This is a genomic window from Paractinoplanes ferrugineus, assembly GCF_016862195.1.
Taxonomy (GTDB): Bacteria; Actinomycetota; Actinomycetes; order Mycobacteriales; family Micromonosporaceae; genus Actinoplanes; species Actinoplanes ferrugineus.
Map to the genome: position 1 here is coordinate 1 of NZ_BOMM01000048.1, position 12,522 is coordinate 12,522.

At 68.9% G+C, this 12,522-nt stretch carries 9 protein-coding genes; 4 read left to right on the forward strand and 5 right to left on the reverse strand.

The window, feature by feature from the left end:
- Positions 1-3 precede the first annotated feature (3 nt).
- A complete protein-coding gene (locus Afe05nite_RS45230; protein ID WP_498371346.1) occupies positions 4-1,518 on the reverse strand; it encodes an NsdA family TPR-like regulatory protein in 1,515 nt (504 codons plus the stop codon).
- Positions 1,519-1,766: 248 nt separating this feature from the next.
- Between Afe05nite_RS45230 and Afe05nite_RS25885 the strand changes: the two genes are divergently transcribed.
- Entirely contained in the window at positions 1,767-2,330 is a 564-nt protein-coding gene (locus tag Afe05nite_RS25885) for an NUDIX hydrolase (protein WP_203819810.1), read from the forward strand.
- Here the strand turns inward: Afe05nite_RS25885 and Afe05nite_RS45235 are convergent.
- From Afe05nite_RS45235 to Afe05nite_RS25905, 3 genes are all read right to left on the reverse strand, one after another.
- The gene (locus Afe05nite_RS45235) at positions 2,327-3,832 is read right to left on the reverse strand and encodes an NsdA family TPR-like regulatory protein (RefSeq protein WP_498371347.1); all 1,506 of its coding nucleotides are present in this window, start codon (positions 3,830-3,832) and stop codon (positions 2,327-2,329) included. The genes Afe05nite_RS25885 and Afe05nite_RS45235 overlap by 4 nt on opposite strands.
- A 101-nt stretch (positions 3,833-3,933) precedes the next feature.
- Positions 3,934-5,544, reverse strand: a complete 1,611-nt coding sequence (locus Afe05nite_RS25900; protein WP_203819812.1) for a beta-1,3-glucanase family protein — start codon at positions 5,542-5,544, stop codon at positions 3,934-3,936.
- A 129-nt stretch (positions 5,545-5,673) separates the two neighbouring features.
- On the reverse strand, positions 5,674-7,185 hold the full coding sequence (locus Afe05nite_RS25905) for a ricin-type beta-trefoil lectin domain protein (protein WP_239118192.1): 1,512 nt from the start codon (positions 7,183-7,185) through the stop codon (positions 5,674-5,676).
- A gap of 183 nt (positions 7,186-7,368) precedes the next feature.
- Here Afe05nite_RS25905 and Afe05nite_RS25910 point away from each other — a divergent pair, with 183 nt between their 5' ends.
- From Afe05nite_RS25910 to Afe05nite_RS25920, 3 genes are read left to right on the forward strand one after another with little or no spacing between them, the layout of a single operon-like run.
- Positions 7,369-8,532: an NAD(+)/NADH kinase gene (locus tag Afe05nite_RS25910; protein ID WP_203819813.1), complete on the forward strand. Its 1,164-nt coding sequence runs from the start codon at positions 7,369-7,371 to the stop codon at positions 8,530-8,532.
- A gap of 4 nt (positions 8,533-8,536) precedes the next feature.
- A complete protein-coding gene (locus tag Afe05nite_RS25915; RefSeq protein WP_203819814.1) occupies positions 8,537-10,195 on the forward strand; it encodes an NAD(P)/FAD-dependent oxidoreductase in 1,659 nt (552 codons plus the stop codon).
- A gap of 1 nt (position 10,196) precedes the next feature.
- A complete protein-coding gene (locus tag Afe05nite_RS25920; RefSeq protein ID WP_203819815.1) occupies positions 10,197-11,657 on the forward strand; it encodes an ATP-binding protein in 1,461 nt (486 codons plus the stop codon).
- A 27-nt stretch (positions 11,658-11,684) separates the two neighbouring features.
- Here Afe05nite_RS25920 and Afe05nite_RS25925 read toward each other — a convergent pair whose 3' ends face one another.
- Complete coding sequence (locus tag Afe05nite_RS25925; RefSeq protein WP_203819816.1) at positions 11,685-12,497, reverse strand: SAM-dependent methyltransferase; 813 nt, start codon at positions 12,495-12,497, stop codon at positions 11,685-11,687.
- Between the last annotated feature and the right edge of the window lie 25 nt (positions 12,498-12,522).

Here is a 12,522-nt window from a genome sequence, read left to right on the forward strand (position 1 = left end):
GCGTTAGAGCGCGGCCGGCAATGTCGTTCGTATGTAGTCGATAAGGTCGATCACGCACGCAGTGTCCTCGAATGGGATCAAGTCAGCGCGAAGCTGTGCCACGCGTTGCACCGCCCGCGCCGACGTAGTGCGAGCCGCCAGGTCGACCGCCTCGCGTCCTCGCGAACACGCTTCATCCACGCTCCCGGCGGCAGCCAACGATGAAGCAAACAGCGCGGTGTCGATGGCGAGCCGGCGCACCCGGCCGGCGCCAACACCAGCCACCGCCTGTTTGACCTCGTGCTGCGCGGTGCGATGCGAACCGAGGTCGAACATACAATGCGCCACCTCGTCCGACAGATAAGCCGGTGTGAAGTAGCCGATCCACTCCGGCCGCTCCGACCCCTCGCCCCGGGCGAGATGGCGTTCACCGGTGCGCAAGGCCGTCGAACAGCTCAACGCGTCACCGAGGCGGGCGTAGCAGCGAGCGATGACAGCCCACAGACACGCGTGAAGCACCTCCGGGGCCTCAGCGGGCAGCCCGCTACGCCCGATCTGCGCCATCCGCAGCCCATGGCTCGGATACCCACAATGCAGGGCGAGGTGGCCGAGGCTCACACCGAGCAGATACGCGCCGAACGTCCGGTTATCGCTCTCCATAGTCAGGGAAAGGGCATGGAGATAGTGTCGCTGCGCGACTCCGTCAGCACCGGAATCGACGGCTTGGTAGCCAGCCAATTCGCGGGCTCCCACCGCAATCCGGTAGACCTCACTCCGAACGGCCTCGCCATCATGCCAGCCATAGATCAGCCTGCGGACAGGAACGTCGATGAAGTCAGCCACCTGAGAATGGACTGCGCCAGCACCGAGACCATGGTCAAGATCGCGGAGGTTCTGCAGTCGCCGTGCGGCTTGGTCTACGTCACCAAATCCGATACTCAAAGTGCCGCGAAGCCCTGTGCGGGCCGGACGGCTGTCTCCGCGTAGCCACTGCTGCGCAGGCGCGTCGAGGGCGGCCGGCCGGAAGGGCACGTACGAGCTGGCGGGGCGATCCAGCGCAATAGCGGGATGGGAACGGTGAATAGCTTCCCGTGACAGCGGAGGCGTTATTTCACTAGGGCTACCCATGAATCCGACTGGACCCGCAACAGAATAACTCTCGGTTGGAGTTTCGCAGGGCGCAGCATATGCGGTAGGCACGTCAGCGGTCATCCCAAAATCGTCGACCGAGACAGCAGATTTCCGACGCTGTGTCGGAGCAGAGCGGGTGGGCCGCCGGCGCTCCGCGATCAAGCCGATGTCGGCTGCGTCCTTGACGCCTAGTACGGCGCAGAGCGCTGCGAGCCGCTCGGGGCACATCCCGCCGCCGATGCGTCCCTGCTCGATCCGCCCAATCGTGTTCTCATTCAAAGCCCCGTGCGTGCACGTCGCCAGGGCCGGTTCCCGGTTGGCGGCGTCCGCAACTTCCGGCCGTGACAGGTCCATACGCAGCCGGGCGTTCCAGAACAGCCTATTCGGAACAGGATCCCTCTTCGGCATTGCCGCGCCCCCGGTCGCCCCATCCGTGACTGGACCAGATCAGACATCATTCCAGCGCTTTACACCACGACGCAACCCAACATGTACGGCAGGCGGGACCTATCGCGTGAAACGACGCTGTCGTGACATACGCCGTCGGTCGGAGGCGCCGAAGAGTCGGCGCGGCAGAGACTTGCACGTTGATGCGCGAAGATGCGGTGCGGGCTCGATCGATCGGGTCCCCGGCGCCGCGCGGCTACTGTTCGCTGATGAGCGTGGAACCGAAGCGGGGCAGTGAGTGGACCGTTCATGGGGAGCGGGTGGTCGATGACTCGCGGCGGGCGGTGCTGAGTATCGCTGACGTGGAGCTACCTGATGGGGGCCGCTTCGAGCAGTACGTTTTGCGTATCCCGGCGGCGGCGATGGTCATCGTGCTCGACGACGACGAACGGGTGCTGATGATGTGGCGGCATCGTTTCATCGTCGGCCGTTGGGTCTGGGAGCTGCCCGGCGGCTATCTCGACCCGACCGAGGACTCCATGGCCTGCGCTGAGCGGGAGGTTGAAGAGGAGACCGGCTGGCGGCCGCGCAAGATGGAAAAGTTGATCAGCTTCCAGCCGATGGTAGGCACGATCGACCAGCAGAACATCGTCTACCTGGCCCGAGGCGCCGACTTCACCGGCGCAGAACCGGACATCAACGAGGCCGAGCGCATCGGCTGGATCCCACTGGAGGAGATCCAACAGCTCATCGATGACGGCACCATCGTGGGGGCTGGCTCCGTTTCTGGGCTGCTGGCGCTGCTGCTGCGGAAAGCGACCGGCAAACTCTAGGCGCTCGACAACACCGGCCGGGCGCGCTCGGTGAAGTCCTGCACTGCGGGGAGCCCGACGAACTTGGACAGGCGGTCGGCAAGGTCTGCCAGATAGTCGCGGGAGCGGGACGAGGACAGACCTTCGGCCGCTGTGACGGCGTCGATGCCGATGCGGGCTGCTTCCTCCGGCTCGCCGGTTTGGGCGTGGGCAACGGCGAGCAGGACGAGGTTGAATTGCCGTCCTCGTGCGTACTGCCGACCATCCATGTCGAGTGATCGGCCGGCGAACCGCACAGCGATATCGCCCCGCCCGAGAGCGGTGAAACAGTGGCCGAACTTGGCCGCCAGATACGACTCGTCGAAGTAGCCGATCCACTGCGGCTCGCTGGCCCGGTCAGCCCGGTCGAAAATTGTCTCGGCCCTGGTCAACGCTGAGGCACAAGCCTTCTCATTGCCTCCGACGGCGTGACCTTGTGCTTCGAGTACGGCCGACTCCGCCTCGATGGCGGCGATACCGGCCTGTGCCGCAGCGCGGCCGGCGGCGCGGGCCAGGTCCACCGCTTCCGCCGATGCGCTCAGGAACGCAGCCTGGTGACTCATCGCCGCCAAGATCTCCGCTCCCAGCGCCCGGTCACCGGCACCCGCCGCCAACCGCAGCGCCTGGATCAGGTAGCGCTGGGCCAGCCCGTGCATTCCCGCGTCGTACGAGGCCCAACCTGCGAGCTGCGTCGTCTCCGCGACTGCGGACCACAACTGACGGCCGATTGCCGCGCTGTAGCGACCGTTGACCAGGTCGGTGATCTCGGTGCTGAGGAACCGGACCAGGCTGTCCCGGACATGGCCGCCGCCGAACTGGTTGTCCAACGCCCGGTACGTCGAGGTCATACGGCGAACAGTCTCGACGTCGGCGGCACCGATCATCCGTTCACCGTCACCAGCTGGGTGCTCATCGAACGCCGACATCAGCCACCGCATGGCCGCAGGCAGAAACGCCGTCGCGTTGAAGCCCACCTGCCCCAACAGGTGCCGCCGCATGTCACTGTGCCAAAGGTCAACGGCGACGTCGATGCCGTGCCGCCAATCCAGCGCGAACTCCAGCCCCGACAGGGCGGCTTGGTGATGCTGGTGTTCGCGATCACCGGTTTCGGCGGTCTGACCGGCCTGCTCATTCCGCTGTGGTTCGTGCTGGCCATGGTCGGCCTCGCGATGCCGAACGCCCCGGCGATCGCGCTGTCCCGGCACGGGGAGGCCGCCGGCACCGCGGCCGCGCTGCTGGGCGCGGTGCAGTTCGGCATCGGTGCCCTGGCCGCTCCGCTGGTGGGCGCGATCGGCGTGGGCGCGGTCCCGATGGCGATCGTCGTGTTCGGCGGCATGGCCGCGGCGATGCTCACGCTGCACCTGGTCGTCCGGCCCCGGCAACTGCCGGTCGACCAGATCGACTCCGCGGTGGCCGTAGCGCACTGACACCGACGCGTTCCGCCGCGACTTCGCCGACCACGGTGAGGTCGGGGCGGCCGGCACGGTCCACCGCGCCGAGATGTCCTGGGGGAGCGAGCCCAGGCGTGAAACGAAGAGCCCGAGCCGGCGGACGGCCGGCTCGGGCTCCTGCCGGGTGAAGAGGATCAGAACGCGGTCATCGTGATGGTGGCCAGGCGCGGGTCACCGTCGTGGACCAGGGATTCCTGGTTCTGCACGTCGTCGAAGGCGAACGCGTACGCCTTGCCGTCGACCATGTTGTCGTGGATGACCTTGGCGTACAGGTCGGCCGGCTTGTTCTTGTAGAAGTCGGCCGCGGTGCCGCTCGGCTGGGTGTCAAGGGTGCCGAGCGTGCCCCGGGTCAGGGCCGCGCAGAGGGTGCGGGCGATCGGGCCGACGACCTGGTCGTTCGGGGCGCCCAGGGCGCCGTCGCAACCCCACACGTCGGCGGTGGAAGGCTTGGTGAACGAGGCCACCGGCTTGCCGCTGGTGTCGGTGAAGTTCATGACGTTGCCACTGGTCCGGCCGGTGAACTTGGTGTTCGGCCGGTCCCCGAACGGCACCACGGTGAGGGTCTTGCTCGCGTACGCGTTCCAGGCGCTGGTGATGTACGAGTCGTAGAACGTCGGGCTCATCAGGCCGGCGTCGGCGGCCTTGCCGGGGGCCAGCACGCGCAGCACGGTGCCGTCCGAGCGGGTGACGACGCTCTTCGCGAAGTCGGCGGAGGACTTGACGGCGTCGATGACGTTCTGCCGGCCGCCCGGCTTGAGCGTGCCGGTCGACAGCGTGCCGCCGGTGCCGCCGGTGACGCTCACCGTGTGCGGCACCGCGAACATGTCGACCTGCGAGCTGTTCAGGAACAGGCCGCCCTGGTCGAGGGTGAACTCGCTCCAGTCGAACAGGATGTCGTGGTTGGGGTCGCCGCCGGCCCACGGCGCGGGCTGCACCAGGCCGTCGGTGGTGAGGCGGAAGTCGAGTTTGCGCCCGAACGACATGTAGAGGCGGCCGGAAAGACCCTTCGGCATCTTGATCGTGGTGCTGCCGCCGTTGGCCGGGCCGGCGATCGACACGTCGGGGGCCGGAACCGGCACGGTCCCGCCGCCGGTCCACGCGGTGAACGCGCCGTCCTTGCTGACGTAGCCGAGCTTGCCCGTCGCCAGGTTGACGCCGAGCAGGTAGAGGAAGACCGCGTCGCCACGCCCGGTGTTGTTCTTGATAGTCACCGGGAGCAGGTCGGACGCGGGTGGCACGTCCTCTTTCGGGGCGTTGGTGGTGGGCGCGACGGTCGTCTTGGTCGGAGCCGGCGCGACCGTGGTGGGCGTGCCGGTCGTGGGCTTCGCGGAGGTCGGGGCGGTCGTCGGCGAGACGACCCCGTTGCAGGGCACACCGTTGATCTTGCAGTTGGTGGGCTGGCCGCCGGAGCCGACGAACCCGAAGGTCGCCTTGGCTCCGACGGCCAGCGTCCCGTTCCAGCTTCTGTTCGCGAAGACGACATGTCGCCCCGAGATGTTTGCCTCCGTGTCCCAGAAGCTACCGATCGCCGCACCCGCGGGCAGATCGAACTCCACCTTCCAGGCCGTCATGCCCGCCGCCCCGGTGTTGCTGACGGTCACCTCGTCCTGCCAGCCGCTGCCCCAGTCCGACACGGTGCGAAGGGATGCGGTCGGTGCCGCGGCCGAGGCCGGCAGGGCGATCCACGTCGTGGTCGCGGCCGCCACCGCGACCACGGCGCTGAAGATGAGAGTTCGTTTCCGCATCGTCGGGATACTCCAAAGGATCGGCTTGGGGGACTCGGCCATCCTCGGGAGCGGCCCGGCGACGCATCGAGCCGGAAGCGATCTTTTACGGTTCCGTTAAGGTCCTTCTGCCCGTTCAGCCGGGGTGGATTACCCGCGGTGCCACTTCTGGTTGGCGGTGCCCCCGCACTCCCACAGCTGCAGGCCGGCGCCGTCGTCACCGTTCCAGTCCTTGATGTCGATGCACTTGTTGGCCTGCGGATTCACCAGATCACCGGCGGCCGACAGGACGAACTGCTGGGCCGGGTTACCGCTGCAGCCGACGATCTGGATGACCGCCCCGTTGGCCGTCGAGCCCCAGGCGACGTCCATGCACTTGCCGTTGGACGTCTGCAACGTCCCGTTCACGAACGTCCACTTCTGCGCGCCGGTGCCGTTGCAGTTCCACATCTGCAGCGCCACGCCGTCGGCGAAGTTGCCGTTCGGCACGTCTACGCACTTGCCGTTCCAGTCGCTGATCAGCGAGGTGGTGCTGCCCCCGCCACCGCTCGTGGTCAGCGACAGTCCGTAGGTACCGAGGATCTCGTTCACCGGCTGGAACCACATCGTGCCGCCGGACGAGCAGTTGCCGCTGCCGCCGGACGTCACGCCCTGGGCCTGGTTGCCGGAGATCCACGACCCGCCGGAGTCGCCCGGCTCGGCGCAGGCGTTGCTGCGGGACAGGCCGGAGACGGAGCCCTGCGCGTAGACGATGGTCTCGTCGCGGCCGAGCAGGGTGCCGCAGCGCCAGCCGGTGGTGCGCCCGGACCGGCAGATCGAGCTGCCGACGGCGGCGTCGGCCGAGCCGGCCACCACCACGTTGCCGCCCGAGTAGTTGTTCACCCACGGCTGCGGCGTCCAGTTGCCGTTGGTGCGGATCCACGAGTAGTCGTTGCCCGGGAACGACGAGCCGGCGAACGTGCCCTGGCTGACGTTGTTGTAACCGAGCGTGGGACTGCCGGTGCCGCCGCAGTGCCCGGCACTGACGAAACCGCCGGCCACCGCGAAGCCGACCGAGCACAGCGTGTTGCCGTTGATCACGTACTGGTCGCCGCCGCGGATGTCGTACATCGGGCGCGGTTGCTCGGCGAGGGCCTGCACGGTGACCTCGGCGGCCCCGCTCGTCCGGGCGAAATCGGCGGCCGCCTCCTCCGCGCCCGGCTTCGCCAGGACCACCACCCGGTTGTCGGGGACATCCACATACCAACCCCGGACGTCCGCTTGCGCTGCGAGTGCCGCGTTCCGGTCCAATTTCGTACGGGTGGCGGCGAGCGAGGCGGCGTCATGGCGTACGAGGATCGGGGTCGCGCCTTCCGCCCGTACCGAAGCCTCGGACGCGGCGGAAGTCACCGCGACCGTGAGTTTCGACGCGCCGTCGGGGATCCACGCGCCCGCGAAGGCGGAGCCGAGCCGGGCGCGCAGCCGCTTCTCCACCACCGGCGCCGCCGCCTCGGTGCGCAGCCGTGCCGCGATCTGGCCGTCGTCGAGTTCGAGGTCGCGTCGCATCGCGGCGAGCATGCCCGGCGCGATGTCGAAATCCGCGGGAGCGGCTGATGCGGGTGTGGGGGACAGTGTGCCGGCAGTGATCGTGGCGACCACGATCGCGAGAATTCTTCGACGCATGGGGAGTCCTTCCAGCAGGGGAATGTGCGGAAGGAGAGCGCTCTCTTGATCGGAGTTTGTCTATCTCTGACAACGGTGTCAAGAAATCTTCGGGAAACCTGCCCGAGAGCACCGGAAGGTGCCCTCGCCGCCGATAGGCATCGCGTGCAAGGCTTGGGCTTTCCGGAAGATGGGGCACGGGGCATGGGCATGATCAAGGTCGTCGGACTGGTGTTGCATCCACGCCGCGACTGCGGGTCGGCGATCAACGCGATCGTCGAGTGGGCAACCCGGCGCGAGGTCACCGTCCTCGGGCTGCACGACGAGATCAACCGGATCGACTGCGACGCCGTCGCGGTCACTCAGGAGGAGATGGTCGAGCGGGCTCAGCTGCTGGTCAGCCTGGGTGGAGACGGCACCATGCTGCGCACCATGCGGGCCGTCGAGGGGCGTAAGACGCCGGTGCTCGGGGTCAACGTGGGGCGGCTCGGCTTCCTGGCCGAGGTCGACCTGCCCGACCTGCCGAACGCGCTGTCGGCGATCGACGGGCACAACTTCACCGTCGAGTCACGCACCGCCGTGCGCACCACCCTGCCCGACGGGCGGGAGGTGACGGCGTTCAACGACATCGCGATGGTGCGGGTGCCCGGCGACGGCCTCGCGGCGGTCGGCATCTGCGTCGAAGGTAAAAACTTCGTGAACTACGCGGCCGACGCGGTGATCGTGTCGACGCCCACCGGCAGCACGGCCTATTCGTTCTCGGCCGGCGGCCCGATCGTCTCGCCGAACGTCGAGGGCCTGATCGTCAGCGCCTCGGCCGCCCACTCGTCGTTCAACCGCTCCCTGGTGATGGCCCTGGCCGAACGCCTCGAGCTCAACGTGCTGCCGACCAGCGGCCGGCTCGCGATCGAGGTCGACGGGATCATCGAGGGCTACGCCGGCCCCGACGACAAGCTGGAGATCGCCCCGATTCCCACCGCCGCCCAGGTCGTCCGCCTCGGCGACACCTCGTTCTACGAGCGGGCCCGCCGCAAGCTGCGCGTCGAGGGCAGCGCCCAGGTCGGCCTGCCCGGCGCGACCGACGACGCCGTGGTGGTCGACAGCTTCGAGCGGCAGCGCTACGAGATCCTGCTCGGCGGCGAGACCGCCGGGGTGCTGCACTACCGGCGCCACGGCGGCCGGATCGACCTGATGCACACCGAGATCGAGCAGTCGTTCGCCGGTCAGGGCCTGGCGTCCCGCCTCGCCTCGGCCGCGCTGGAGGACGCCCGGGCCCGGGCCACCCCGGTCGTCGCCACCTGTCCTTTCGTCACCGGTTACCTGGACCGCCACCCGGAATACTCCGACCTGCTATCAGATGGGGCTTGACAGCATGGGCCATCCCGCCATCCTGACCGTCGACGACGACCCATCCGTGTCCCGGGCGATCGCCCGCGACCTGCGCCGTAAGTACGGCGAGAACTACCGCATCGTGCGTGCCTCCTCGGCGAGCGAGGCCCTCGACGCGCTCAAGGAGCTCAAGCTGCGCGGCGGCCGGGTCGCCGTGATCCTCGCCGACTACCGGATGCCGCAGATGAACGGCATCGAGTTCCTCGAACAGGCGATGGACCTGTTCCCCAATGCCCGCCGGGCGCTGCTGACCGCCTATGCCGACACCGATGCCGCGATCTCGGCGATCAACGTCGTCGACGTCGACCACTACCTGCTCAAGCCGTGGGACCCGCCCGAGGAGAAGCTCTACCCGGTGCTCGACGCCCTGCTCGACGCGTGGCAGGCCACCGGTGACCGCGAGGTGGCGGACATCCGGGTCGTCGGCCACCGCTGGTCCGAGCCGTCCTTCCAGATCCGCGACTTCCTGGCCCGCAACCTGGTGCCCTACCGCTGGTTCGCGGCCGACGAACCGGAAGGCCGCCGGCTGCTCGAGGCGGCCGACGCGGGCCCCGAAGCCATCCCGCTGGTGGTGACCGCCGACGGCCGCGCGATGGCCCAGCCCACCAATGCCGAGGTCGCCGAGGCGGCCGGGCTGTCCACCACCCCGGGGCGCGACTTCTACGACCTGGTGATCGTGGGTGGTGGGCCGGCCGGGCTCGGCGCGGCCGTCTACGGTGCCTCCGAGGGCCTCAAGACGCTGCTGGTCGAACGGCAGGCGATGGGTGGGCAGGCCGGCCAGAGCTCGCGCATCGAGAACTACCTCGGCTTCCCCGACGGCATCTCGGGGGCGCAGCTCACCGACCGGGCGCGGCGGCAGGCCGGCAAGTTCGAGGCCGAGGTGCTCAACACCCGCGAAGTCACCGGCCTGCGGCTGGACGGCTCGGCCCGCACGCTCACCTTCGCCGACGGCGGCGAGATCTCGGCCCACTCGATAGTGCTGGCCACCGGCGTCGCCTACCGTCCGCTGGTCGCCGACGGCGTGGCCCGGCTCACCGGTTCCGGCGTCTACTACGGCTCGGCCTCGACCGAGGGTCCGGCCTGCGCCGGTGCCGAGGTCTACATCGTCGGCGGGGCCAACTCGGCCGGCCAGGCCGCGCTGTTCTTCGCCCGCTACGCCAAGAAGGTCACCCTGCTGGTCCGCGGCGCCTCGCTCGAGGCCTCGATGTCCTATTACCTGATCCAGCAGCTCGGCCGGATCGACAACATCGAGGTGCGCACCGGCTGCGAGGTGATCGCCGCCCACGGCGAGGGTCACCTCCAGGCGATCACCATCTGCCAGAGCCCGGACCGCCAGGAAGTCACCGTCGAGTGCGGCGCGCTGTTCGTCTTCATCGGCGCCGAGCCGCGCACCGACTGGCTCGGCGGGACGGTCGCCCGCGACGAACGTGGCTTCGTCTTCACCGGGCCCGACCTGCTGGCAAACGGATCCCGTCCGAAGGGATGGGATCGGGACCGCGATCCGTTCTACCTGGAGTGCAGTGTTCCCGGCATCTTCGCCGCCGGCGACGTCCGGGCCAACTCGGTCAAACGGGTGGCCTCGGCGGTCGGCGAGGGCGCGATGGCCGTCACGCTGGTGCACCGTTACCTGGAGGGGCAGTGAGATGAGTGACACCCCGGTATTGGCCCCGTGCGAACCCGGCCTGCTTACGCCTGACGACCTGCGCACCCTGTTCCTGTTCGAGAAGCTGACCGACGAGCAGCTCCGCTGGATCTCCGACCACGGCTGCACCATGCACATGCCCGCGGGCGGCGTGGTGATCCGTGAGGGCGACCCGGCCACCCAGTTCTTCGTGCTGCTCAGCGGCACCATCGCGCTGTCCCGCCGGGTCGGCCAGGACGAGGTGCAGACCAACCGCACCGAGCAGCGTGGCGTCTACATGGGTGCCACCCAGTCCTACCTGCGCGACGACGGCGTGCCTCGCACCTACATGGGCGGGATGCGGGCGCTCGACGACTGCGACTTCTTCGTGATGAGCGCGGACGACTTCGGGCACATGATGCGCGAGTGGTTCCCGATGGCGATCCACCTGCTCGAAGGCCTGGTCATGGGGATGCGCACCTCGGCCGCCGCGATCAGCGAGCGGCAGCGCCTGCAGGCCCTCGGCGCGTTGTCGGCCGGCCTCATGCACGAGCTCAACAACCCGGCCGCGGCCGCCTCCCGGGCCACCGGGGCGCTCCGCCAGCGGGTCGCCGGCATGCGGCACAAGCTCGGCATGCTGGCCGCCGGCAAGGTGCCCGCCGACCGGCTCGACGCGCTCGTCGAGTTGCAGGAGGAGGTCATCGAGCGGGCCGCCAAGGCGCCCACGCTGACCGCCATGCAGGCCTCCGACCGCGAGGACGAACTCGGCGACTGGATGGACGAGCACCGGGTCACCGGCGGCTGGGACCTCGCCCCGGTCTTCGCCCAGGCCGGCATCGACGTCGACTGCCTCGACGACATCGTGGTCAAGGTGGGCTCGCCCGATCTGCTCGACCAGGCCATCCACTGGCTCGGCTACGCCCTTGAGACCGAGCAGCTGATGACCGACATCGAGGACGCCACCGGCCGGGTGTCGTCGCTGGTCAACGCGGCCAAGCAGTACTCACAGATGGACCGGGCCGCGCACCAGTGGATCGACGTGCACGGCGGCCTCAAGTCGACGCTCGTCATGCTCACCCACAAGATCGGCAACGGGATCGACGTGGTCAAGGACTTCGACCGCTCGCTGCCGCAGATCCCGGCCCACCCGGCCGAGCTCAACCAGGTGTGGACCAACCTGATCGACAACGCGGTGCAGGCCATGAACGGGGTCGGCACGCTGACGCTCAAGACGTACCGGGAGGACGACCATGTGGTCGTCTCCATCGGCGACACCGGACCGGGCGTGCCCGAGCAGCTCAAGAAGCGGGTCTTCGAGCCGTTCTTCACCACCAAGCCGGTCGGTGAGGGCACCGGGCTGGGGCTCGACATCTCCTACCGGATCGTGGTCAACGGGCACGGTGGCGACATCGTGCTCGACTCCAAGCCGGGGGACACCCGGTTCATGGTGCGGCTGCCGCTCACCGAGCCGTCCTCGGCCTGACGCCGGCCCCGCCCGGGGCGGTCCCGGTCAGGGACCGACCCGGGCCAGCAGGCCGTTGCACGCCACCTGCTCGACCGGGGGGCGTGGCTGCGGTGCGTCCTGCGGCCACCACTGCGACACCGACTGCACGCCCGGCTCGACCAGGGTCAGCCGCGGATGGTCGAACAGGGCGGCCAGCTCGGTGCCGGAACGGGCGGCGGTCTGCCGTTCGGCCGTCGCGCGGACGGCGGCGAACTGCTCCGCGCTCATGTATTCCAGGGTGACGTGGGTGGCGGCGACGTAGCTGCCCTCGGGCAGGGCGTCGATCAGCGTGGCGAGCAGCCGCTGGGGATCGTCGTCGTCGCGGATGAAGTGCAGCACGGCGATGAGCAGCAACGCGACCGGCCGGTCGAGGTCGAGCACCTCGGTCAGCTGCGGGTCCTCGAGGATCGTCCGGGGCTCGCGCAGGTCGGCCTCGAGATAGGCGGTGCGGCCCCGCGGGTCACCGGTCAGCAGGGCCCGGGCGTGCACCAGCACCAGCGGATCGTTGTCGACATAGACGATGCGCGAGCCGGGGTCGACCTCCTGGGCGATCTGGTGCGTGTTGGGGGAGGTCGGGATGCCGGTGCCGACGTCGAGGAACTGGCGGATGCCCTGCTCGGCCAGGAAACGGACGGCCCGGTGCAGGAACCAGCGGTTTTCCTGGGCGGTGAGCCGGATCGTCGGCATCTGCTCCTCGATGCGGTGGGCCGACTCCCGATCCGCCTCGAAGTTGTCCTTGCCGCCGAGCAGGTAGTCGTAGCGGCGAGCCGGATGGGCGACGGAGGTGTCGATCGGACCGGACTCCTGGTGACTGCTCATCGACCCTCCACTGTGCTCAGCCGTG

Bases quoted from the DNA above. Each gene is read 5' to 3' on its own strand.
- Afe05nite_RS45230 (WP_498371346.1), bottom strand. From the start codon at position 1,518: ATGCCGAAGAGGGATCCTGTTCCGAATAGGCTGTTCTGGAACGCCCGG.
- Afe05nite_RS25885 (WP_203819810.1), top strand. From the start codon at position 1,767: ATGAGCGTGGAACCGAAGCGGGGCAGTGAGTGGACCGTTCATGGGGAG.
- Afe05nite_RS25900 (WP_203819812.1), bottom strand. From the start codon at position 5,544: ATGCGGAAACGAACTCTCATCTTCAGCGCCGTGGTCGCGGTGGCGGCC.
- Afe05nite_RS25905 (WP_239118192.1), bottom strand. From the start codon at position 7,185: ATGCGTCGAAGAATTCTCGCGATCGTGGTCGCCACGATCACTGCCGGC.
- Afe05nite_RS25910 (WP_203819813.1), top strand. From the start codon at position 7,369: ATGGGCATGATCAAGGTCGTCGGACTGGTGTTGCATCCACGCCGCGAC.
- Afe05nite_RS25915 (WP_203819814.1), top strand. From the start codon at position 8,537: ATGGGCCATCCCGCCATCCTGACCGTCGACGACGACCCATCCGTGTCC.
- Afe05nite_RS25920 (WP_203819815.1), top strand. From the start codon at position 10,197: ATGAGTGACACCCCGGTATTGGCCCCGTGCGAACCCGGCCTGCTTACG.
- Afe05nite_RS25925 (WP_203819816.1), bottom strand. From the start codon at position 12,497: ATGAGCAGTCACCAGGAGTCCGGTCCGATCGACACCTCCGTCGCCCAT.